Source organism: Reichenbachiella sp. 5M10 (assembly GCF_002742335.1).
Lineage (GTDB): Bacteria > Bacteroidota > Bacteroidia > Cytophagales > Cyclobacteriaceae > Reichenbachiella.
This window is the reverse complement of the sequence record NZ_MDGR01000007.1, coordinates 1,010,774-1,034,362: the sequence shown is the minus strand read 5'-3', so window position 1 is coordinate 1,034,362 and position 23,589 is coordinate 1,010,774. Positions and strand designations below refer to the sequence as shown.

The following is a 23,589-nucleotide window of genomic DNA, read 5'->3' as shown; positions in this document are numbered from 1 at the left end:
TACAACCAAGGTGACAAGCACCCTGGTTGTATGTATTCTAAATTTTAGTTGAGGTCTTGGTAAACCACTTTGAAGTCCATGACATAGTAGTCACCTTTCATTGTGCTACTTTCTGGATTTTCCTTCACTTCCCTCAATCTCACTAGGCACTGTGCTCCCCATTGAGTTTCGAAGTAAACAACTCTTCCTCCTACGATATCGACATTGGAATCACCATCGGCTAAGCCTCTGATATCAGTATCTCTTGTACTCGCTCCTTCGTCTGTCAAGGTCATAGCCAAGATATCGTCTTTGGTAGCTGCATCAAAGAATGCTTCGTCTCCTCTATCCAACACAGAGAAAGTGGTAGTATTCAAGTTCAATTCACCATTAATCTCGCTTAGTTTGAATTTATCTCCATTCTGACTTGATGGTGAGTAGAATCTAACTTTTGGCGTAGTATTGTCTGCATTGGTGATCATGAAATCAATGCCCATACCGTCAGGATCTGCAGTGATAGTCGCCATGTCATAGACAGCTCCATCAATCAGAGCTATACCGATTCCATTTCCTTCTGTTTTTCTCTTATCCGTACCGTGCAACTCCTTGCCGATGTATTCATAGTACAAGAATACTGGAGAGGCTACTACAGACACAGACAGTGTGTTCGTCGTTACGTTTCCTCTTTCGTCAGATACAGCCACTTCTAGAGCTGTCATCCCCATCTCGAAAGTGAATACTTCTGAGATGTCATATGAAGACTTTTCTTCACCTGACAAAGTCACGGTTTTGGTATCTCCTCTGACATCACCCGATATCAGTGTGTAGTCCACCTGAGTAAGGATATCTCCTGCTGAGGTCACGTTGCCTGTCAACGCCCCAGTAGGTTCTACGGACAAATCAATGACAAACTCCGACTGCTCCAAAGATAAGTTTGGCCCACCTTTCACATTGATTTTTCGAGAACCCTCTACGATATCTCCTGCTGAGTTTTCAGCCACCGCTTTGAGTGATGACATACCCAATGCATAATCAGGAGTCACATCAAAATCGTACGAACGACCGTCTCCCTCGAAGCTAGTCGCTTCGTCCAACACCAAGTCGCCATTGTCTGTAACGATACTGATCGTGACTTTGACCAAACTTGATTTGGATGAAATGTTACCTGAGAAGCCCGCTTGATCCTCACTGTCCAAATTGACTGGAGCATAATCTATAGGGTCCTGATCGATGCTGATGGTGATGGTTTCATTGCTACCACTATCGTCTTCGCTACATGCCAATACCGTCAATGACAACAGTATAGCAAACATATATTTTATATTCTTAAACATAATTCTTCTATTTAGTGATACGGATTACTTCGCGTAAGCAGGGTTCTGATTGAATTCTGGATTTTGATTCAAATCCAATGCAGACTGAGGAATAGGTCTCAATATCTTTTGTGTTCCATTGTTTCCTGCAAAGTTTAGTGTAGATACTTGTGGGTTGTGAGCAGAAGCTCTTTCCACCAACTTGCCAGTTCTTTTGAGATCAAACCATCTCTTGTACTCTCCCATCAACTCTCTACCTCTCTCATCGAGGATGACATCAATATCGATAGCTGTCAAGTCAGCCACATTGGCTCTTGATCGTACTTCGTTGATTCGATCCAATGCAGTAGCATCACTTCCTGCTCCCAAATAAGCCTCTGCTGCGACCAAGTAAGTCTCTCCCAATCGAGATACTACTACGTCTCTAGTACTGGTGTAGGCATCGTTTCCATTCGATGCAAATCTAGAAGTAGGATCATCAAACTTCTTGACAATGATTGTCGCGTAGTTTCCAGAGATATCTCCACCTTCAGGATCGTAATCACCATATTTATGATACCTAAAGTTCACCAACTCGTCAGCAGATAATGCACTCACATAGGCAAGACTGTCCGCAGAAGAGTACCATGATGGCGCATAGAAATGTACCACTTCCAAAGACGAATGATCCGCTACGTCAAAGTAATCATAGTATCTCGCGTATACTTCTGTCATGAAGGTAGCATCCCAACGCTCATCTCCTTGCTCGAATAAATCCAAAGCAAATCGAGTTGGACACAAGTTGTATGACTTGTATGGTGCATCACCTGCTACCTCAGTACCTCCTGTATACGAACCAAAGTAATTTTGTTGCTGGTTGCCCAACTCAGTCGGTGCAGTACTGATACTCGCTGCATCAAACTGCACAGAGAAGATCACCTCCTCGTTCATTTCATTGCCTGGAGTCCATAGCTCTTCGAAAGATTGCGTCAATGACTGCCCCCCGATCGCTGCATCCGCATAAGAAGCTGCTTTGGAGAAGTCATCGCTTGCAGCGAAACTCTCATAAGCTCTCGTCAAGTGTACCTTAGCCAAGATATCTTGAGCCGCTCTCTTAGTCACGTGACCGTCAAAAGTGCCATCTGGCAAATTCGGCAAAGCCTCTTCCAAATCCTGAATAATCAACGCGTATACATCTGCTGCTTCAGCTCTATCAAACTCAGTGATTGCTTCGTCTACGAGTTCTGTAATCAAAGCTACACCGCCATAAGACTGCACCAACAAGAAGTAAGCGTTGGCTCTGATGAACTTCATCTCCGCGACATGCTTGTCCAAATCATCCGTAGGCTCCGTCAATGTAGCATAGTGAAGCGCCGTATTGGCTCTTTGGATGGCTACATATGCATTCAAATAAATGAAATCTACGCCCTCGGCTGAAGCATTGAGCTGTGTATATCCAGCCAATCCTACAGGAGACTGGTTTCTTCCATCAGTATATAGATCAGTACCCGAAGCAAACATCCATGGATCTTGCCCATACAAAGTTCTCAGTGATGAATAACCAGCGTTGATCAACGCAGAGTATCCTTCTTCCGTCACATAAAAATCCTCAGCGGTCACATTTGATTTATTTTCCTCCTCAAGGAAACTATCACAACCTGCTAGAAAGATCAGTGCTACTATTAGTGTTGAAAATATATTTTTCATCTTTCCTTATTTTAAAATTTCAAATTAAGACCCAACTGCGTGATGACGTTGCTCACACCACCTGTGCTAAATGAAGCTGTAGCCCACTCAGGATCAAACCCAGTGTAGTCCGTGAAAGTGAATGGATTCAACACATTGACATAAATTCTCAATTGCTGAAGTTTCAATCTTTCGAGTGCACTGCTTGGCAAAGAGTATCCCAACGAAATGTTGTTCACCTTGACAAACGAAGCATCTTTGTAGTAGCCTACACCTGCACCTGATTGGTTCCAGTAGGTACCTTCGTTTCGCGCTTGTGGGTAGCTGGTAGAAGGTCTTGGGGTCAATCCCACATTGTTTTCAGGGACATAAAAATCAATATCCAATTTCTGACGACCTCTATCTCCTACATTTTCGAAGTTCTCGTGGAACCTGCTATAAGCCAATACGCCTTGTACAGTCGATAATGTAAAGTTGAAATCAAACCCACCTACAGTCAATCTAGAAATCAAACCACCTGTCCAATCGGGGTTAGATGATCCAAGGATCTTTCTGTCATCATCTGGATCGATCACACCATCATTGTTGAGATCCTTTACACGAGCCTGACCTTCGGCTTGATTGTACAATTCGGCGAGTTCAGCCTCATCCGCTTGCCATACACCGTCAAACTCGTAGTTGTAGTAGGCATTGATAGACTCTCCGATAAACAAGTTGTTTCCAACATCATCCTGCTCGTCTTGTCCATAGATAGACTCTACTGTGTTCACGTTTTTAGAGAAAGTAAATGTAGTTTCCCATGTGATCAGGTCAGTCTGTACGTTAGTTGTCGTCAACATCAACTCTATACCTTTGTTGCGCATAGAACCTGCATTCGCTACGATAGACTCATATCCTGTCTCAAGTGGCAAGGTTTGTACAATCAAAAGATCGTCATGCAATCTATCATAGACGTCAATAGAACCTCTCAGTCTTCTGTTTGCAAAGGCAAAGTCCAAACCGATGTTGAGTTCTTTCATTCTCTCCCAAGTCAATGCCTTGTTGGCGATTGAGTTGGCCACCCATCCATTGGCTGATCCGCCATTGTAGTCATAGTATGTCTGCTGAGTCAAGGTATTCACTGTGGCATATGGGTTGATGTTGTTGTTACCCGTAGTACCGTACCCTACTCTCAATTTCAAATCGTTGACTGCAGACACGCCGCTCAAGAAAGCTTCGTTGCTCAATCTCCAAGCTACTGCTACAGAAGGAAATGATTGCCATTGCTTACCTTCTGCCAAAAGAGAAGATCCATCCCATCTGTTGGTCAAAGTCACCAAATACTTTTCATCAAATGCATAATTCAAACGCAACGCGTAAGAAGACAACTGGCTTTTTCTGAACTCATTACCCAAGTTGTAGCTTGACTGCAAACCAGAACCTACGTTGTAAAATTCAGTCTCAAACGGCTGATTGTTTGATGACATGAACGACTCTTCCGTCTGAGTCACAAAAATACTTTGGAGTCCCATCAAGTTGATGCTGTGCTTGTTGATCTGCTTGTTGAAGTTGACCTGGTTGTCCCATGTGTAGTTGAAGTTTTGATAATTCTCTACTTCAGAAGATGCCAAATTGTTGTTTCCTGCACCATCATTAGTCAATACACCAGAGTACTTCCCTCTTCTATACGACTTCAATCCACCAGAGAATGTTGATTTCAACATCAACCACTCGACAGGCTTGTACTGTAAGTACATGTTACCAATCGTGTTCCACTGACTCTGCAAATCACTAGAGTTAGCGATCTCCAACAGCGGGTTGTATGTACTCGTTTTGTTGATCAAGTAGTTGCCATCCACATCCGTCAATTTACCTGGGTTTGGAAACAACTCATCTGTCTCGTTGAGCGCTGCATCTACTGCATAAGGGTGCAAGAATGGATTCAAACGGAAAGCCTCTTGCATCGCATAGCGGCTACCTCTTTGTGTTTCTGATTTAGCTACTGTAAAAGCCGCACCTACTTTGAATTTGTCATTGATCTCTTGATCGATGTTAGACCTCAATGTAAACTTCTCTAATCCTTCTTTCTCGATGTTACCCGTTTCTTTTTGGTAACCTGCACCTATAGTATATGAAGAACCACCGTTTCTATGGGCAATAGACACGTAGTTGTTAGACTGCATACCGGGTTGCAATACCGCATCATACCAATCATATCCGTCCAAATTCTGTACACGCTCTCTCAGTACAGAGTTAGAGCTCGTTGGGTACACTTTGTCATAGTACTCCTCAGGAGTCAAATCATCATAACCACTCGTAGTAGCCATGTATGCAGACAAGTGATAGTCATTCCAATCGCTATAACTCATCATCTCTGGGAGACGAGCTGGATTTTTGAATCCATAAAAAGCATCAAAGCTCACTGTGGTCCCACGTGGAATACTAGATCCACCTTTGGTCTTGATCATTACGACACCATTGGCTGCTCTAGAACCGTAGATAGCTGCAGATGATGCATCCTTCAATACGTCGAGTTTAGCGATGTCCTGTGGGTTCAAGAAATCAATGTTGTCTACAATCACACCATCCACTACATATAGCGGAGTAGCATCGTCACTGAACGACCCTTGTCCCCTTACTACTACGTTGAAACTATCACCAACTCTACCTGTAGAGTTGGTAACCTGTATACCAGGTACAGCTCCTTGTAGCGCCTGAATCGGATTCGTGACCCCTCTACCAGTGATCTCTTCTGAATCCACACCAGTGATTGCTCCAGTCACGTCGGTCTTCTTTTGTGTACCGTACCCTACGATGACCACCTCTGTCAAGGTCTCTGCATCTGGCTGCAACGTCACGTCAATCGAAGATCTACCGTTAATCCCTACAGTTTGTGTAGAGTACCCAATGAAACTGACAACCAAATTGGTCGCTCCTTCTGGTACCACCAATGAAAAATTTCCGTCAAAATCGGTCACTGTACCTGCAGATGTACCTTGAGCAAGTATAGTAGCTCCAGGGAGTCCTTCCCCTAGATCACTGACTACTGTACCACTGATCTGTGTTTGGGCAAACGACGCATAACTCATCATTATCATCATTAGTCCCAATTGAACTCTTCCCAAGCGTCTCAGGAATGATCCAAATAGTAATTCTTTAATCATACTTCTTTGTTTTGATTTAGAAAATAAGTTTTAAATCTCCGCTACGCCCCCTTGTAATAGTCTTCATGCAGTTCGCAGCGGTTTCTCAAAAGTGAGGATTCATTTTTCATTCAGCTATTCATTAATTAACACATGATCTGCAATCTTTTCACCCTGCTGGAATAGTCGCCTCAGTACATCTGAAGATTTTCAGATCACTCACAACCCTCTCAAGGAGATGATATTGCTATTGAAATGTGAATTTTTGCATAGCCTAGTTTGGCAGGGAAGGGAGCGTCACCCAGACATGAAATAAATGGAGTGACTCCAAGGGATGGACAAAATAGAAAAACCACATAGGTTTCCCTTTGAAATGATTCGTTCCTCTTTCATAATTCTTCTCATTGCTTCACAGCAAGAAAACCAATCCCGCGACAAGAAATGGACAGAAATCAACCCATTATGGGTAAAAAATGTACACTTAGGACAAAAAAACTCTACAGAGCATACTGACCCCAACCCTAAGCAAGAGCAACTGTACAACTAGACAACCAAGACATAGTGCCATTCTGCTTCCCCTTGCATATATTTAAACACAAAGACGACAGATGATGAAAGAGGGGGCGGAAGGAATTTTACAGCTATGGAAAGATACATTTACCAACAAAATCAAAGGCTACACTGGTTTTGATGAGGTAGAGAAATTCAAATACATGGCCGCCTTGTTTTCCCCAGGAAAACTCTACTACTACATCATCAACTTCCACGACTTGAGTTTCGAATACCTCCATCCTGGAATAAAAGAGGTCCTCGGTCTGTCTCCCAACCAGACCACCATCTTTGACATACTTCAACTACTCCCAGATGAGGAAGCCAAGAGCATTCATCAAAAAGAGACTTTTGTCCTGAGTTTTTTCGAACAGGTGCAGCCCTCCGACATACTCCATTACAAAGCCCTATATACCTACCGGTCCTTAGACAACAAGGGCTCGATGCACCAAATGCTACTACAGGCCGTCACGTTGAGCACGACTAACCTAGGTATTCCTGAACACGTGCTTTGTATCCATACAGACATCACACACCTGAGACTCTCTCCAGTGGAGCAGGTAAGCTTCATTCATCTTCAGGGTGGGCCAAACCATTTTCGTTGCGACCCTTCTTTGGGCAAGTTTGACCCCACGCATCGCTACCCGACCCCAGAGCAATTGACGTCCTCATTCAGCCCTAGAGAACTCGATATCATTCGTCTCTTAGCTCTAGGCAAATCCTCCGTAGAGATCTCCCAATCGCTCGGACTATCCTCTCACACGATTCGCACACATCGTGCCAACATCCTACAAAAAGCAAACTGTAAAAACACCACTCAACTAGTCGCTCAATGCCTCATGGAAGGAGTCTTGGTATGATATAACAAACCATAGCATCTCGAAAGATGGTAAAAATTTCTTATCCAGACCTCACTACAATCCAGGATCACTCCATTAAGTTCGAGGGCAATGAATCAATATTTGACACTCCCTATTAGGATCATTCAGGCACTATACTTTGGAAGACATCTGCGATTGCCACATTTCAAAAACGTTAACGAATGTCGAACAATGAATCGTTGAATAACCAAGAATCCATCATGTCTTCTCAAAAAAATACCGAGGGGTCCCGAAATCCTAGCTAGGAGTATAAAACAAAAAACCTCCATTGGAATTCCAATGGAGGTTTAGATGAGGTCCCGAGCGGATTCGAACCGCTGTACGAGCTTTTGCAGAGCTCTGCCTAGCCACTCGGCCACAGGACCATTTTTTGGTGTTGCAAAAATAGAATTATTTAAGTGCTGCGCAAACAAATAACCATCTATTACAACTTAAATTCTCTAACGAGATAGGAATAAAAAGGGTACGTGATTCACGTACCCTTTTTATGATTTATTATTCTGCTGATTCTTCTTTAGAATCAGCTTCTTCTTCTTTCTTAGGAGCGGCTTTTTTAGCTGCTGCTTTCTCTCCACCTTCCATTTGCTCTTTGAGAGCAGTCAAGGCAGCTAGATCACCCAAAGTAGACTTCTCAGACTCCGCGTTCAACTTATTGATCGCTTGTCCTCCTCCACCTTTTCCACCTTTTTTAGCAGGCTTAGCAGGTGCTTTCTCTACGATGTGGTCACTGTACGTGCCTACATGAGACAGTGCAATTCTTCTTTCGTCTTTAGAGAAGTCAATCACTACGAAATCAAGGCTATCACCTACTACTGGAGTAGACCCATCCTCTTTCTTCAAGTTTCTTGTCGATGAGAATCCTTCCAACCCGTAAGGTAGCTCTAGGATAGCTCCTTTGTCTATGATCGTATTGACCGTACACTTGTGAGTTGTTCCTTTCGCAAATACAGTTTCGAACGTATCCCAAGGGTTTTCTTCCAATTGCTTGTGTCCCAAAGCCAATCTTCTGTTGTCAACATCAAGCTCAAGCACTCTGACTTCTAGCTCTTCGTTTACATTGACAAATTCAGATGGGTGCTTGATCTTTTTCGTCCAAGACAAATCAGACACGTGAACCAAACCATCAATACCTTCTTCCAACTCGATGAACAATCCGAAGTTAGTCAAGTTTCTCACCACTCCTTTGTGATCAGTACCTACCGCATACTTCGTCAACACATCTTGCTTAGTCCAAGGATCTTCAGTCAATTGCTTGATACCTAGAGACATTTTTCGATCATCTCTATCGATAGTCAACACAACAGCCTCTAGCTCGTCACCGATTTTGATGAAATCCTGTGGGTTTCTCAAATGCTGTGACCAAGACATTTCAGACACGTGAACGAGTCCTTCGACACCAGGCTGGATCTCCAAGAACGCACCATAATCAGCAACATTCACAATCTTACCTTTCACTTTGGTACCGATCTCCACAGTAGAATCTAGAGAATCCCATGGATGCTCTGACAACTGCTTCATACCCAAAGAAATACGCTTCTTGTCATCATCAAAATCAAGTACAACAACATTCACCTTCGCATCTAGATCCAACACCTCTTCTGGGTGATTGACTCTACCCCATGAGATATCAGTAATATGAAGTAGACCATCTACACCACCCAAGTCGATGAATACACCGAAGTTGGTCATGTTCTTGATTACCCCTTCTAGTACTTGACCTTTCTCTAGGTTCTCTAGGATTTGAGCTTTTTGCTTTTCAAGATCTTTCTCAATCAAGATTTTGTGAGAGACTACTACGTTATCGTTGGTGTAGTTGATCTTCACAACTTTCACTTCCATTTTCTTGTCAACGAAGACATCAAAATCTCTAATTGGCTTCACGTCAATTTGAGAACCTGGAAGGAAGGCCTCTACACCGAAGATATCGACGATCAAACCACCCTTGGTTCTTCTCTTGACCATACCATCGATTACAAGGTCTTGGTCGAAAGATTTTTGTATATTTTCCCAAGCACTTACGATCTTCGCTTTCTTTCTAGATAGTACAAGCTGACCGTTGTTGTCTTCTTGTTCTTCGATGAAAACCTCTACTTCGTCACCCGCTTTCAAATCAGGAAATTCTCTGAATTCTGAAGCCGATACCAATCCATCAGATTTGAACCCGATGTTGATGATTACATCTCTAGGAGTCACGCTCACAACTGTACCCTTCACCACTTCTTTTTCTTCGATCGTGTTGAGCGAGCCACCGTATAGTGCTTCTAAATCTTCTCTGTCTTTGCTAGAATATCCGTCTCCGAATCCTTTTGGCTGGAATGAATCCCAATCAAAATCCTCTTCCACTTCTTTCTTAGCAGCTTTAGGCTTTTCTGTTGCTTCAGCAGCAGTTTCCTGTACTACAGGTGTTACTTCTTCTTTAGCAACTTCTTTTTCTTCTTGTGCCATTATATTACGCCCTGTTTTACAATGCAGCACCGGGCGGTCGCTACATCATTTATGTTACATACCCTGACGTGTATCAGGAGCCATTCACTTGAATGGAGCGCAAAGTTAAGTGATTTAATCAATAAAAAGAATGCCTTGCCAGTGAATCTTAATAGTCCTCATCGTTTTCTTCAAACCCAGAAAACATACTCCCTATCAAATCATCGATACGAAGACCATTTTCCAATGTATGCTTACTGAGGTAGCTATATTCCACCAAGGCGAATAGGGCAAACTCCATCAAAAAATAACGCAGCGAATCATCTTTACGCCCTTTGATTTGTTTTTCGACCAAATCAGCCAAACCTGGCACTTTGTCCAATTCCTTTCTATACTCCTTGTCTGGGTAGTCATTGAGCAAGTCAATCACATTTTCATTGCCAAACCACTCAGAGATCTTTTTGTAGTGATCCTGTTTGTCTTTGCTCTTTCGCAGTTCGTCTGGATCCTCAAAATAATCCGTAAACAAGGTTCGTATCGCTTTGCCAATCAAATTATGTGCAACAATACCAGGCCCTTCCTGCTCTCCTTCGTAGACAAGTTCGACTTTCCCTGTGATCGACGGAATCACACCGACAAAATCCGTGACCCGTACCACACCTTCCTTTTCTTGATTGTGTAGCAAGCGACGCTCAATACTCGACACCAAATTTTCATACGAAGAGATGGTCAATCGCGCAGACACCCCGCTATTGACATCCACATATTCACTGGCACGAGCCTCAGCAGCTATCTGCTCGATGAGAAGCTTGGCAATTTCATTGACGTGTATGTATTCATTGCCCACATGCTTGGCCTCTTGCTGTGTGATCTGCAATCCTGTATGTATGGATTTGGGATAGTGGGTGATGATTTGACTACCGATACGATCCTTGAGTGGAGTCACAATGCTCCCTCTGTTGGTGTAGTCTTCAGGGTTGGCAGTAAACACGAACTGTATATCTAAGGGCAACCTTAGTTTGAACCCACGAATCTGTATATCCCCCTCTTGCAGAATATTAAAAAGAGCAACTTGGATTCGGGGTTGTAAATCTGGTATCTCATTGATCACGAAAATCCCGCGATGGGATCGAGGCACTAGCCCATAGTGGATCACTCGATCATCCGAATAGGGCAGTTTGAGAGCTGCTGCTTTGATCGGGTCCACATCTCCGATCAAGTCTGCTATCGACACATCTGGTGTCGCCAGTTTCTCGGTAAAACGCTCCTCTCTATACAACCACTCTACCGGAGTATTGTCTCCATGCTCAGCAATCAAATCTACCGCATATCTCGACAGAGGCCGCAAAGGATCGTCATTGAGCTCACTACCCGCGACGACTGGCACATATTCATCCAATAGATTGACCATCTGACGTGCCATACGAGTCTTGGCCTGCCCCCTCAATCCAAGAAAATTGATATTGTGACGCGAAAGTATTGCACGCTCTACATCAGGGATCACCGTATCCTCATAACCCAATATCCCTTCAAAAACATTCTTTTCCTCTCGAATCGCAGCAATCAAGTTGGTCCTCAGTTCATCCTTGATAGACTCAGATTGATACCCGCTCTTTTTGAGCTCTCCGAGGGTCTTGATCGCCAATTTAGCGTCGGTGCTTAGTGCTTTATATTTGCTTACCATCTATAGTTTTTTCTTCTGTTCTTTTTGAAATCCTCGAATACTATGTTACCCAACCCCTTCAAATCACTGTAATAGGCATTGCCATTATTGGCAGCTGTAAATTCCTTGACAAACTGCTTCAAATAAGGATCCGAAGCAATCATAAAGGTCGTGATGGGAATATTCAATTTGCGACAACTTGCTGCTAAATTGAGCGTCTGCTTGATGATTTTGGGGTCCAGCCCAAAACTATTCTTGTAATACTTGACCCCTACCTTCATACAAGTAGGCTTACCATCTGTGATCATAAATATCTGCTTGTTGTGGTTTTTTCGCTTACGCAAAATATCCATGGCCAATTCCAATCCCGCCACAGTGTTCGTATGATAGGGGCCTACACTTAAGTAAGGCAAATCCTTGATCTCTATCTGCCATGCATCATTCCCAAATACAATCACATCCAAGGTATCCTTCTTGTACTTTTTCAAAATCAGCTCCGACAAGGCCATGGCGACTTTTTTGGCTGGGGTGATCCGGTCCTCTCCATAGAGTATCATCGAATGGCTGATATCTATCATCAGAACAGTAGAGGTTTGAGTCCTGTATTCGTTATCCACGACCTCTAGATCCCCTTCTGTCAACATAAACTCTCCCGTACCGTGATTGATTTGAGCATTGCGAATGCTGTTGGTCATCGAGATATTGTCAGGGGAATCTCCAAATTGGAAATCTCTCAAATCCACTCCTTTTTCATCTCCTTGCCCATTGACAAAAGTTTTGTGATTGCCGCTCCCTGACTTTCGCAACTTCCCAAAGATCTCTTCCAAGGCACTCTTGCGAAAGTCACTTTCCGTCTTGGCCGTAATCTTGAGTTTCCCATTCTCAGGATTTTCACTGAGGTAGCCTTTCTTTTTGAGATCATCGATGAAATCACCGATTCCATAGTTTTTTGTAGAGATATGATATTGTTTATCCAAGTTAGTCAACCAACTCAATGCCTCATTGGGGTCACCAGCCGTGATCAACAATAACTCCTTGTATATGTTCCACAGACTATCATAGGTACCTTCACGTACGGTGTCTTCGGGAACAAAATCTGTAAATCGATATCCTTGCATGAGCAGTGTGCTTTTGGCTTCCTAACAATAAAACTAATATTAATGTTTAGGGTTTTGTCAACTTAATGACTAATTTGACTAAATAATCTTAGCACATTTAGCTCTCAAAATGGGAAGAAGACGTCCTATATTATTCACATTGGTAAACGACATATATATGTTGATCCGAAATTCTACTTTCCGGATCATCCTCGAACCCAAGGCGGGCAAATCCAAGAAGAAAACGGATCATATAGATGATCTCAAGAACTCCGCCAACCAATAATCATACTGCAGTTTCACACTTACCTTTTGGGCATCGTCCCAAATATTAAATCCCAAATCGGCGAACTCACACCAAAAGCTCTGTCTGGCTGCTTGTAGTGATGAATCCCATGATGTACCCACCAGATTTTAAGTGCATTTTTGGGTGGTTGAAAAGCATGCACCATGTAGTGGACCCAAAGGTACGAGGCATACCCCATCAGAAAACCAGGCAAAAAGGCATATGCTATGTCCCCCATAACAAACCGATAGATCAAGAAAAACACGAAGGACATCGCCACACTCACAGGAACAGGCATCGCCAAGCGGTCTTTGTCTCTAGGGTAATCATGATGTACTCCATGCATTGTGTAGACAATCTTCTCTTTGACAGGCGTATCCTCCTTCATATGAAAAACAAAACGATGCATCATATACTCTATAAGAGTAAAAAATAGCAATCCTCCTAAAAATGCAAACGCAACTGTCAGTGGAGTCAGACCTACAACGGCCAGAGCTCGATAGATCAAATAAGAAGATATCGTTGAAAACACGACCAAAGGAAGAGAAATATGTGTGCGAGTCAATTTCTCCAGGATGGGATTTTTAAACATCCGTGTAGTACCGGTAGTCTTAGGTTGATGCTTTTCCATACAAGATCAAATATATCAGCTATTGTTATTTTATTCCAAATTGTTCTACTAAAAATGCTACGACAAGTTATGAATTTAAATCTGTTTGAAAGGTCTTGATTGTTTCTTCGTAAAAATCCTCATACATCGGCAGGATGTTTTTCAAATCAAACTGCTTGGCACGCGCCAATGCCCGGGACTTGAAACCTGGCAAATTCTCATCAGCCAAAACCTTGAGCCCTGCCTCCGCCATCGCATCCACATCCCCCACTTTGCAGATATACCCCGAATCACCGTCTTTGTTGAGTTCAGGCAACCCTCCTGCATCTGTACTGATCAAGGGGACTTCACAAGCCATCGCTTCAAGAGCTGCTAAACCAAAACTCTCCTTTTCGGAAGTCATCAGAAACAAGTCACTCACACTCAACACCTCTTCTACTGCTTCGAGTTTTCCCAAAAAACGCACATCATCACCTTGACAAATCGTCTGCCGGGACAATGCTTCGATATGTGAGCGCTCTGGCCCATCTCCTACCAAGAGTAATTTTGCAGGGATTTTTTCTCTGATCTTGCAGAACACCTTGACCACATCCTCCACTCGTTTGACTTTTCTAAAATTGGATGTGTGTACAATGAGTTTTTCATTGTTTTGACAAATTGCCTTTTTGAAGTGATCCTTTTTTTGCTTTTTGAATCGACTCAAATCAATGAAGTTTGGAATAACCTTGATATCCTTTTGGATATTGAAGTGCTCCAAAGTATCCCTCCTCAAATCGTCAGACACAGAAGTGATGCCATTGGACTGATTGATAGAGAAAGTCACGACAGGTGCCAAGGAGGCGTCCTTACCTACGATCGTTATATCCGTCCCATGCAGTGTCGTAATAAACGGAATATTGACTCCTTCGGACTTCAATATCTCACGAGCCATATAAGCGGCAGATGCATGTGGCACCGCATAGTGCACATGAAAAATATCCAGCTTTTCGTGCTTCGCTACATCCACCATTTTGCTTGCCAAAGCAATCTCATAAGGAGGGTATTGAAACAACGGGTACGGCTTGATATCTACCTCGTGATAAAACAAATTTTGACTAAAAAAATTCAACCTACTAGGCTGAGAATAGGTAATGAAATGAATTTCATGGCCTTCTTGAGCTAATGCCTTTCCTAACTCCGTTGCTACCACTCCAGATCCACCGTACGTGGGATAACAAACTATTCCTATTTTCATATATTGGTTTTGTGCCCGAATCGCGAAGATGCAGCCAATTGAATACTCTACAAAAATCAAATTTGCGCTTACATCTCATGATTCACAACCTTATCCTGAGATAAAATCGCTTCATACATGAGATCATGAATCTTAGTACGTGTATTGTTCTTGATGAGTTTGTAATTTTGTGGATCTGGATAAATTCTGTTGGATAAAAAGATGTAGATCAGACCATTTTCTGGATCAGCCCACACCACAGTCCCAGTGAATCCAGAATGCCCAAAAGCATACTCAGAGGCGTATTTCGAACAATTCCCTACTGCATGGCGGGGTTTATCCCACCCAAAAGCCCGTAAATTGTCGGGATTGATTTTTTCGGTAAAGGTCTCCACAAGTGTGCTATCAAAAAACTGATGTCCTCCATAAGTTCCTGACTGCATCATCATCTGCATGTATTTGGCTAGATCGTTGCTATTCGAAAACAAACCGGCATGCCCACTCACTCCCCCGAGCAAAGCAGCATTACGATCATGCACCTGCCCACGCAGTAGATTGCCTCGAAATGTGTCGTCTTGCTCGGTCGGAGCAATTTGTGCTTCCGCAAAATATCGCAATGGATTGTAATGCGTATAATTCATTGCCAAAGGCTCATAGATCAAGCTATCTGCCAGCTCGTCCAACGAAAGATGCTCTTTCTCCTCCACTACCTCTTTCATAATCATGAACCCCAAGTCACTGTATAAATACCGATATGTGCTGTCAGGGTTTCGTAGACTATTGAATGTAGACGTACCAATCCAAGTACTGATCGAGTCCGCCCAGTTGACCGACGAATACTCGTACTTACGGCGCCTCACACGCTTCTTATACAAAAAATCGGCGCTATCTTTTACGTACTCGGCATTGGCCCAAAAAGGAATATAGGATCGCAATCCTGACTGATGCATCAGTAAATCACCGACACGCAAATTAGATTTGTCGGTTTCTCTAAACCTGTCCGAATAATCTCCTAAGCGCCCCTCCAAAGCCAAATTCCCTTTGGAAACTTCTTGCATCACCATGGGTACAGTAGCTACGGTTTTGGTCACCGAGGCTATATCATAGATATGGTTCCAACCGACAGCTTCTAGACTATCATATGTCAAATAACCAAAACTCTTGTTGTACACAACTGCTCCGTCTTTGACCATCATGATTTGACAACCCGGGAATTGTTCGTCTCGAATAGCCTCCTCCACTAACCGATCTATTTGAGCCAACTTGGTTTCGTCTACTCTGAGCAATTTTGGGTCCAGGTATTTTAATCGATGCAACGAAGGCTTCTGCACTCCAGCCTGTTGACCAGTTGCCGAAAGAAAGGCAGGCAATGCCCCACTCATATCCATTCCTCCAAAAGCCATCTGCACCATAAAACTCATACCCTCGGAAGACACATCTGGACTCCATAGTAGCACGGGCAATTGCTCCAAATATTTGAGATTGGATGGGACTCCTTGGTAAACCACTCCTACTTGATAGTATCGTGACATGTGGATTAAGCGCTCGACATAAGTCTGTACTTCTTCCCTTCGTACTACACCAGTCAAATCCACCAACAAATGACTGCCCCGAGGCAATATTTGCATCAAACTGTCTGGAGAATACGCTAACCAGCTCATTGGCAAATGCTCATTGTAAGTATAGCGATCCATCGTTTGACGAAACACCTCTTCATGACGACTTGTGGAAAAAGAATAAAATAAATTAGATTTCAAATCCTGGATCGGAAACAAATCCCCTAGATCCTTCACCAAAGTAATAGCCTTGACTTTGTAGCGATAGGTCATTTGAGGATTGAGAGGATCAAACGGCGTAGGGTATGCTTTTCGATCAGACTGCAGTACATGCCATTGCTGATAGTATGCTTTGACTGCTTGCTTGAAGTATGATTTTTTGATTATCCCTGACTCTATGAGCTCATCCAATACACTATGGTGATTCGAATAGTTTCCCATTTTGAGTAGTTGAATCCCATTATCCCATTGATTCTTCTTGTTGTCTGACAGACTATGGGTCGCAATATCCTCCATCACCAACCCCTCAAACCCCGTCACTTTGTCAAACTTCTTTCGCAATTTCTTCTTGACCAATGCATCTTTTTCCAGCATTCCCGACTCAAGCCATACCACTTTGCTCCAATCGATCTCGGACTGATGTTTTGTTACAAATTTTGCAGCACTATTACCAAAGGACAAATGAATCCCCTTCTCTTGCATTAACTTCATGTACAGTAACGCCTTCTCTACCTCCGCAGTCTTATACTCGGAAGGGAAATAATCGTACTGAAGGACAGAAACTCCCATACGGTGCAACAAAGCGGCATTGCTCTCCGCTAGCTGATGAATCATCGTCTGGTCTGTCCAGCACACCACCCAATCATCACTCGGTAGCCCCTCCAATTGCCCAAACGGCAAACCAAACACTCCACGTGCCTTGACCACAAAGATCGGATCGACAACAGAGGTTTGATTGATAGACGCAATCCACTGACTCACCTCTCCATACGCTCCATCCTGCAAAAAAACAGTCCCAACACCATAACTCAAGATCAAATCTTCCAAACGCTGACGTTGATACATATCATCAAAATGCAACAAATCAATCGCTACTACAGGCAGTTGAGATTTACTTTTGCTCCAAGAAACATACAAAGAGTCTCTATCCCCGGAAGACTCTTGATCTCTGGCCATCGTCGCAAAATGCATGGGGGCTAATAGGAAAAAGATTAACCCAACTCGCATTAGGAAAAGACGTAATAAACTATATTCTAAGTAAGTTTGCATACGCTCAATTGAAAAAATAAACTACAGGTGTAATCAGGAGGTGGATGGAAGTAATAAAGTGATTTTTCGTGATCTTCACAATCAATCTACTATAATACTTGCAGAAACAGTGCCAACAAATCATCAACGGTAGAACAAGACAATAATTATGAAAATCCCTTCTTTTATTCGAACCTCAAAACATAGTCGATTCAATTTCGAACCGAGATATTATGATCCGGTCAAAGAAGAAATTGAAGGTAAAATGAAAGCTGCACGTGAGCGACTAAAACGTAACGATGCAGACTCCCCTCTTCCAGAATATACCTCTAGCATCTCCGCAGCGTTCCAAAAGCGTGAGCGCAAATCAGGCCAAACTTCTCTGATTCAGATGCTCCTTGCAGCAGGGATGTTTGGATTGGTGGTAGGATGGTTCTTCTACGGGAATGATGTATTCTATGTTTTTCTATTACTCTCGCCATTATATTTCTATTTTCGCCTTAGAAAAAGAAAAGCGCCAAGAGACTAAGAATGCCCGATATCATCCACTTATTGCCCGATGCGATTGCCAACCAAATAGCGGCCGGTGAGGTTGTCCAACGTCCCGCTTCGGTCGTCAAAGAATTGCTCGAAAACAGTATCGATGCAGGCAGCACCAAAATACACTTGATTGTCAATGATGCCGGCAAAAACCTCATACAAGTTGTGGACAATGGCAAAGGCATGAGCGAAACTGACGCTCGCATGAGTTTCGAGCGGCATGCCACTTCCAAAATCCAGAAATCAGAGGATCTTTTCAAAATCCAAACCATGGGTTTCAGAGGTGAAGCGTTGGCTTCCATCGCTGCAGTAGCCCGCGTCGAACTCAAAACCAAAACCGAGTACAACGAGCTCGGCACCTCCATAGTCATCGAAGCATCAGAGGTAAAAAGCCAGTCCCCAGAGTCCGCCAATCAAGGCACGTCACTTTCGGTCAAAAACCTTTTCTACAATGTACCCGCACGACGCAATTTCTTGAAAAGCAATCCCGTCGAAATGCGCCACATCATGGACGAATTTCACAGAGTAGCTTTGTCCAACCCTCATGTCAATTTTATATTGACACAAAACGAGAAGGAAATATACAATTCGCCTAGTGGCAAACTGAGTCAACGCATCGTACAGCTCTTTGGCAAAAACTACCAATCACAGCTCATCGCATGCCAAGAAGAAACCGAATGGCTCAAAGTCAGTGGCTACATCGGCAAACCCGAACACTCCAAAAAGACACGGGGAGAACAGTTTTTCTTTGTCAACAATCGTTTTATCAAAAGTAGCTATCTCAACCATGCCGTACAAGGAGCCTTTGAAGGATTGATCAAAGATGATCAGCACCCGTTCTACACCTTGTTCATAGAGATGGATCCAGCTCGCATCGACATCAACGTACACCCCACCAAAACAGAAATTAAATTTGATGACGAACGTAGTGTATACGGCATCATCAAATCTGCAGTAAAACAAGCATTGGGCACACACAACGTCACTCCCTCCTTGGATTTTGACATGGATGTCAACTTCACAAATTTCGCAGCGCACAGTACCAAATTTGAATCCCAACAAAGCAGTACCAAGGACCGAGGATATGGCAATTTCAAATCGATAGACCAAAAACAGGGTAAATCTACTCGATGGGAACGTTTGTACGAAAGTGCCATCCATGAATCTTCCTTGTCTCCTGCTGAAATTCGTCAGGAAGAAATGGCAGGATTTGACCAGATCCAACCCGAAGAAAAACAAGAGAAAACACAACTCGAAATTTCATCCCAGATGTCTACGGACAACTACAGTTCGGAACCGATACTGATGCATGAGAAGTACATCATGAAGCAAGTCAAATCAGGTATCATGATCCTAGATGCCGTATTGGCTCACGAACGTATCCTATTCGAAAAATACATCAGTACACTCAACGAGCATACAGGCATGTCGCAAAAGTGCTTGTTCCCTGTACATATCGAACTCGGTCCTGCAGATTTCTCTCTGGTGATGGATTTGCAAGCTGAAATCACTGCTCTAGGATTTGAATTTGAGGTATTTGGAGACCACAGCATCGCCATCAATGGCGTACCAGCCGACGTGCAGAATATCAATGAAAAGGAATTGTTTGAAGGACTGATAGAGCAGTTTAAATTCAACAAATCTGAACTCTCGATCAATACACGGGAAAATATCGCCCGATCCATTGCCAAGCGGTCCTCCAACCGCACCAAAATTTCCAAGCAAACCCTCGAACTCAAAAGCCTGATTGATCGTTTGTTTGCCTGCGACCAACCCAACTATGCGCCCAACGGTACTCCTACATTTGTTATCTTAGGGCTTGATAAAATTGTAGAATTCTTTAAATATCAATAGATGTTCAATCTTACACCCATGGTCAAAAACATCCTGATCATCAACATCGGGATCTTTCTCATCGGCTATCTATTTCATTTTGACCTCTCTCATCTATTTGGGGTACATTATCTCTTTTCGGAGGGGTTCTTCATCTTCCAGTACGTCACCTACATGTGGCTCCACGCGTCGTTCATGCATTTGTTTAGCAACATGTTTGCAGTGCTCATCTTTGGCCCTATGCTCGAGCGCGTCTGGGGATCTAAGAAATTCTTGATATTCTACTTGATCACGGGAATCGGAGCAGGTATCCTTTACGGAGTAGCCGATACGATTGAGAAAAATAGCTTAACGCATGCGACAGAAGAATTCATTGACAACCCAGATCCAGATCAGTTTTATATCTACATCCAAAATCACGGTCGTGGATTTAACATGGCACAATTGGGTGATTTTTCGGATCAATACAATCAGCATCCAAATGACCTCTCCTACACAAGTCAGGCGGTCTCTTATGTCAATCAGATCTATCAAGCGGTGACCAACATCCCCATGGTTGGTGCATCTGGAGCAGTGTTTGGTGTTCTCATGGCATTCGGGATGCTCTTCCCTAATACTCAACTCATGCTGCTATTCCCTCCAATCCCAATAAAAGCCAAATACATTGTTCTATTCTACGGTGCGTATGAGCTATATTCGGAGATCAATCGCAGCGGAACAGACAACGTCGCGCACTTGGCTCATTTGAGTGGAATGCTGATTGCATTTGTTCTCCTCAAGTATTGGGCAAGAAACGGCAAAGACTTTTATTAACCTTAGGACCCTATTGATCTATGGACAATTTGTTTGATGATTTTAAGAATGCGTGGCGCAAACCCAACAATGCTCTGCCACAGATCATCATTATCAACATCGTAATATTCCTCGCACTGGCGATACTCTATGTACTCGGCAATGTATCTGGACTAGGCAACGTCTCGACCTTCATCATTGATCAATTCACAATACCGCCGGTATTTTCGGACTTCTTGATGCGGCCTTGGACGATCTTGACCTATGCCTTTGCACATAGTCTGAGTAGCATATTCCATATCCTATTCAACATGCTCGTACTCTATTGGTTTGGCAAATTGATCGTCGAGTACCTTGGCAATCAAAAACTCATCAACCTCTATGTCATGGGAGCTTTGGCAGGGGGGGTCGTATATTTGTTGGTCTACAACCTAGTCCCCTACTACATCGACCGATCCAACTTCGCTGGAATGGTCGGGGCCTCAGCAGCAGTCTATGCGATCACAGTGGCCGCAGCGACCCTATTACCGGACTACACCTTCTTTTTGATGTTTCTAGGGCCTGTCAAAATCAAATACATTGCAGGGTTTTATCTCGTTATCTCGTTCATTGGTACGGTGGGAGGAAATGCAGGAGGAAATATTGCGCATTTGGGTGGTGCACTCATGGGGTATGTATATATACGCCAATTACAATCTGGCAATGACTGGGGACTTTGGATCTCTGCCATCATGCGTTTTGTCAAAAGTTTGTTTGAGAAACAACCTCCAATCAAAGTATCACACAAACGGAGCAAAAAGACCAGATCGAACGATTCTTCTAAAAGCACTCCTCGCCAAAGCACCGCACACAATATAGCAGACCAAGCCGAAATCGACGCGATCCTAGACAAAATCTCACAATCAGGCTATGAAAGCCTCACCAAAGAAGAAAAACAAAAACTCTTCAACGCAAGCAACAAGAGTTAATCCTGAATTATTCAATTCAGGAGTTAAAAGAAAGTAAATAATCAATGTGCGCACAGCATTTTACCAAACCTATGCCATTGGGTTATGTCTATAATTGACGCTCGGTTCCAAAGAAAAACTCAAACATTACTAACTGCTTCAGCTTTTTCTATTCACTCCGAGGATGCTATTGCATCATTCAAGACAATCTGATCATAGTGTATAAAACAAAGAAGGCCATCCTTGTATAAAGGACGGCCTTCTTTGTTTATAAGCGAGCACCAATTAATCCTCTACTTCTTCCTCTTCGAGTTCAGAGACTGGTGTCAGATTGTCTGGAATCTGCTCCTCAGCCTCTGCATCAAACGGATACACCTCTACAACATTGGTTTTTGCAATGGCCGGGATCTCAAAAGGAACCAACATAGAATTGAGGCTTTCACTCACGCGATCAAATGCCTGCTTGACATCCTCAGCATTGACCAAAAAATAGGTATTGACTTTCACTTCCTTGTCACTATCACCATCCACCGTCGAATACGACACTTTGGCTTTGTACCAATAATCTGCATCTTCGAAATGCACGAGATCGCCAATATTTGTTTTACTAATGTTGGTCACCGAAAACTCACCACTCACATCACGCTCCATGGCTTCATAGATACGTGATTCAGCCTCTGTATAAGACATCGCATCTACTAGAAACACATCTGTGGTTTGCTTCATGATGCCTTCATCATTCACCTTGCCATACTTCACCTTGCACGAATACCAAATCTTCATTTTTATCGTTTTATGTTTTTTGAAATTTCTTAAATCACTGGAGCCCAAAAGTAGAACTTCGACTCACTAAATTCCAACTATACTCCAAGCTTCATCCAAGTATTTTTATAGTTTTACATTATATCAAAAAAGCAAGGCAGCTATGCGAATTATTCTAATTGTACTCCTATTCACCACCTTCCATTCATTTGGTCAAGTAGGCGATGTATTTCCAGACATGACCACCGAATCACTCACTCATGAGATCATCGAGATCCCTGAAGGCACCAATGGCAAATACACACTGCTGTGCCTTGCCTACTCCAAAAAGGCTGAAGAGGACCTCGGCAAATGGTTTTCTCCGATCTACAACAATTTCATTCATGAATCCACTAGTCCATTCGTTTTTCACTACGACATCAACACCTACTTCATACCGATGTTTACAGGTGCCAAACGCCCCGCATACAAAAAGGTCATGGCCAAAGTCCAAGAAAGCGTAGATCCACTGATACAGCCTCATGTTTTATTCTATGAAGGTACAATGGTAGAGTACCGAACGAAGTTAGAGTTTGACAGTCCGAAGATTCCATACTTCTATATCCTAGACACACAAGGGAAAGTGATATTTAGCACCAAAGGGAACTATACCGACGAAAAGATGCAAGAAATCATCAATGCCCTGGCTCCCTCCCTTAAGTAGTCACAAGCCTACATAACAAAAAAATTAAACCGACACTTGTCGGTTTTTTTATGCCCAAACGCAGGTAAAAAAGCCCTTTTCACCCTGATAAATATTTTTTTCATTTTTTTTGAACCGTTATGTGCAAAACAAAATTAAAATGCACATATTTGCGTATTAACTAACTATAAATCAAAGAGATGAAATTAATTAAAGCATTATTCGTAGGATTCGCATTGTTGTCATTTGTATCGGCTTGTAGCCAAGAAGAGGATTTGGTCCAGCCAGATTTGGATCTTCAAAATGAATCTATGACCGTGGGAGAGAGAGACTACGGTACAACCCCTCCTACTGCTCCTTAAGTAAGATGATTCAAACGAGCACCAACAATAAAGATGGAATATGTAGCAACATTGGCTTGCATATT

17 protein-coding genes and 1 tRNA gene are annotated in these 23,589 nt (G+C 43.0%); 7 read left to right on the top strand and 11 right to left on the bottom strand.

Annotated elements, in window-relative coordinates; genetic code table 11:
- Positions 1–44: 44 nt before the first annotated feature.
- The 3 genes from BFP72_RS04295 to BFP72_RS04285 are packed head-to-tail and all read right to left on the bottom strand — an operon-like array spanning position 45 to position 6,100.
- Positions 45–1,313, bottom strand: coding sequence for a hypothetical protein (locus BFP72_RS04295; RefSeq protein ID WP_143519933.1), 1,269 nt, complete (start codon positions 1,311–1,313; stop codon positions 45–47).
- Between the two features lie 24 nt (positions 1,314–1,337).
- The gene (locus BFP72_RS04290; RefSeq protein WP_099597967.1) at positions 1,338–2,978 is read right to left on the bottom strand and encodes a RagB/SusD family nutrient uptake outer membrane protein; all 1,641 of its coding nucleotides are present in this window, start codon (positions 2,976–2,978) and stop codon (positions 1,338–1,340) included.
- Positions 2,979–2,989: 11 nt separating this feature from the next.
- On the bottom strand, positions 2,990–6,100 hold the full coding sequence (locus tag BFP72_RS04285; protein WP_099597966.1) for a TonB-dependent receptor: 3,111 nt from the start codon (positions 6,098–6,100) through the stop codon (positions 2,990–2,992).
- Positions 6,101–6,687: 587 nt separating this feature from the next.
- Here BFP72_RS04285 and BFP72_RS04280 point away from each other — a divergent pair.
- The gene (locus tag BFP72_RS04280) at positions 6,688–7,488 is read left to right on the top strand and encodes a response regulator transcription factor (RefSeq protein ID WP_099597965.1); all 801 of its coding nucleotides are present in this window, start codon (positions 6,688–6,690) and stop codon (positions 7,486–7,488) included.
- Positions 7,489–7,803: 315 nt separating this feature from the next.
- Here the strand turns inward: BFP72_RS04280 and BFP72_RS04275 are convergent.
- The 7 genes from BFP72_RS04275 to BFP72_RS04245 form a co-directional block, all read right to left on the bottom strand.
- A tRNA-Cys gene (locus BFP72_RS04275) sits at positions 7,804–7,874 on the bottom strand.
- A 130-nt stretch (positions 7,875–8,004) separates the two neighbouring features.
- A complete protein-coding gene (rpsA, locus tag BFP72_RS04270) occupies positions 8,005–9,954 on the bottom strand; it encodes a 30S ribosomal protein S1 (protein ID WP_099597964.1) in 1,950 nt (649 codons plus the stop codon).
- Positions 9,955–10,102: 148 nt separating this feature from the next.
- Entirely contained in the window at positions 10,103–11,617 is a 1,515-nt protein-coding gene (locus tag BFP72_RS04265) for a sigma 54-interacting transcriptional regulator (RefSeq protein ID WP_099597963.1), read from the bottom strand.
- Positions 11,611–12,714, bottom strand: coding sequence for a VWA domain-containing protein (locus BFP72_RS04260; protein ID WP_099597962.1), 1,104 nt, complete (start codon positions 12,712–12,714; stop codon positions 11,611–11,613). Before BFP72_RS04260 ends, BFP72_RS04265 begins: the two co-directional genes overlap by 7 nt.
- Before the next feature lie 284 nt (positions 12,715–12,998).
- Positions 12,999–13,610, bottom strand: a complete 612-nt coding sequence (locus BFP72_RS04255) for a sterol desaturase family protein (protein WP_099597961.1) — start codon at positions 13,608–13,610, stop codon at positions 12,999–13,001.
- Positions 13,611–13,677: 67 nt separating this feature from the next.
- Positions 13,678–14,823: an N-acetyl-alpha-D-glucosaminyl L-malate synthase BshA gene (gene bshA, locus BFP72_RS04250; protein ID WP_099597960.1), complete on the bottom strand. Its 1,146-nt coding sequence runs from the start codon at positions 14,821–14,823 to the stop codon at positions 13,678–13,680.
- 68 nt (positions 14,824–14,891) lie between these two features.
- Positions 14,892–17,534: a serine hydrolase gene (locus BFP72_RS04245; RefSeq protein ID WP_158233280.1), complete on the bottom strand. Its 2,643-nt coding sequence runs from the start codon at positions 17,532–17,534 to the stop codon at positions 14,892–14,894.
- A gap of 241 nt (positions 17,535–17,775) precedes the next feature.
- On the opposite strand from BFP72_RS04245, the gene BFP72_RS04240 reads away from it, so the two are divergent.
- The 4 genes from BFP72_RS04240 to BFP72_RS04225 are packed head-to-tail and all read left to right on the top strand — an operon-like array spanning position 17,776 to position 21,739.
- Complete coding sequence (locus BFP72_RS04240) at positions 17,776–18,135, top strand: sulfite exporter TauE/SafE family protein (RefSeq protein ID WP_099597958.1); 360 nt, start codon at positions 17,776–17,778, stop codon at positions 18,133–18,135.
- A gap of 2 nt (positions 18,136–18,137) precedes the next feature.
- The gene (mutL, locus tag BFP72_RS04235) at positions 18,138–20,000 is read left to right on the top strand and encodes a DNA mismatch repair endonuclease MutL (protein WP_099597957.1); all 1,863 of its coding nucleotides are present in this window, start codon (positions 18,138–18,140) and stop codon (positions 19,998–20,000) included.
- Entirely contained in the window at positions 20,001–20,792 is a 792-nt protein-coding gene (locus tag BFP72_RS04230; protein ID WP_099597956.1) for a rhomboid family intramembrane serine protease, read from the top strand.
- Positions 20,793–20,812: 20 nt separating this feature from the next.
- Positions 20,813–21,739, top strand: a complete 927-nt coding sequence (locus BFP72_RS04225; protein WP_099597955.1) for a rhomboid family intramembrane serine protease — start codon at positions 20,813–20,815, stop codon at positions 21,737–21,739.
- A gap of 264 nt (positions 21,740–22,003) precedes the next feature.
- On the opposite strand, the gene BFP72_RS04220 is transcribed toward BFP72_RS04225, so the two are convergent.
- The gene (locus BFP72_RS04220; RefSeq protein WP_099597954.1) at positions 22,004–22,501 is read right to left on the bottom strand and encodes a DUF4494 domain-containing protein; all 498 of its coding nucleotides are present in this window, start codon (positions 22,499–22,501) and stop codon (positions 22,004–22,006) included.
- 142 nt (positions 22,502–22,643) lie between these two features.
- Between BFP72_RS04220 and BFP72_RS04215 the strand changes: the two genes are divergently transcribed.
- Positions 22,644–23,183: a hypothetical protein gene (locus tag BFP72_RS04215; protein ID WP_099597953.1), complete on the top strand. Its 540-nt coding sequence runs from the start codon at positions 22,644–22,646 to the stop codon at positions 23,181–23,183.
- 179 nt (positions 23,184–23,362) lie between these two features.
- Positions 23,363–23,524 carry a hypothetical protein gene (locus BFP72_RS19115; RefSeq protein ID WP_158233279.1) on the top strand — a complete coding sequence of 54 codons (162 nt, stop codon included), beginning with the start codon at positions 23,363–23,365 and terminating at the stop codon, positions 23,522–23,524.
- The last annotated feature ends 65 nt before the right edge of the window (positions 23,525–23,589 follow it).

Excerpts from the sequence above, each read along its gene's own strand:
- BFP72_RS04295 (WP_143519933.1), bottom strand. The coding sequence starts at position 1,313 with ATGTTTAAGAATATAAAATATATGTTTGCTATACTGTTGTCATTGACG.
- BFP72_RS04290 (WP_099597967.1), bottom strand. The coding sequence starts at position 2,978 with ATGAAAAATATATTTTCAACACTAATAGTAGCACTGATCTTTCTAGCA.
- BFP72_RS04285 (WP_099597966.1), bottom strand. The coding sequence starts at position 6,100 with ATGATTAAAGAATTACTATTTGGATCATTCCTGAGACGCTTGGGAAGA.
- BFP72_RS04280 (WP_099597965.1), top strand. The coding sequence starts at position 6,688 with ATGATGAAAGAGGGGGCGGAAGGAATTTTACAGCTATGGAAAGATACA.
- rpsA (WP_099597964.1), bottom strand. The coding sequence starts at position 9,954 with ATGGCACAAGAAGAAAAAGAAGTTGCTAAAGAAGAAGTAACACCTGTA.
- BFP72_RS04265 (WP_099597963.1), bottom strand. The coding sequence starts at position 11,617 with ATGGTAAGCAAATATAAAGCACTAAGCACCGACGCTAAATTGGCGATC.
- BFP72_RS04260 (WP_099597962.1), bottom strand. The coding sequence starts at position 12,714 with ATGCAAGGATATCGATTTACAGATTTTGTTCCCGAAGACACCGTACGT.
- BFP72_RS04255 (WP_099597961.1), bottom strand. The coding sequence starts at position 13,610 with ATGGAAAAGCATCAACCTAAGACTACCGGTACTACACGGATGTTTAAA.
- bshA (WP_099597960.1), bottom strand. The coding sequence starts at position 14,823 with ATGAAAATAGGAATAGTTTGTTATCCCACGTACGGTGGATCTGGAGTG.
- BFP72_RS04245 (WP_158233280.1), bottom strand. The coding sequence starts at position 17,534 with ATGGCCAGAGATCAAGAGTCTTCCGGGGATAGAGACTCTTTGTATGTT.
- BFP72_RS04240 (WP_099597958.1), top strand. The coding sequence starts at position 17,776 with ATGAAAATCCCTTCTTTTATTCGAACCTCAAAACATAGTCGATTCAAT.
- mutL (WP_099597957.1), top strand. The coding sequence starts at position 18,138 with ATGCCCGATATCATCCACTTATTGCCCGATGCGATTGCCAACCAAATA.
- BFP72_RS04230 (WP_099597956.1), top strand. The coding sequence starts at position 20,001 with ATGTTCAATCTTACACCCATGGTCAAAAACATCCTGATCATCAACATC.
- BFP72_RS04225 (WP_099597955.1), top strand. The coding sequence starts at position 20,813 with ATGGACAATTTGTTTGATGATTTTAAGAATGCGTGGCGCAAACCCAAC.
- BFP72_RS04220 (WP_099597954.1), bottom strand. The coding sequence starts at position 22,501 with ATGAAGATTTGGTATTCGTGCAAGGTGAAGTATGGCAAGGTGAATGAT.
- BFP72_RS04215 (WP_099597953.1), top strand. The coding sequence starts at position 22,644 with ATGCGAATTATTCTAATTGTACTCCTATTCACCACCTTCCATTCATTT.
- BFP72_RS19115 (WP_158233279.1), top strand. The coding sequence starts at position 23,363 with ATGAAATTAATTAAAGCATTATTCGTAGGATTCGCATTGTTGTCATTT.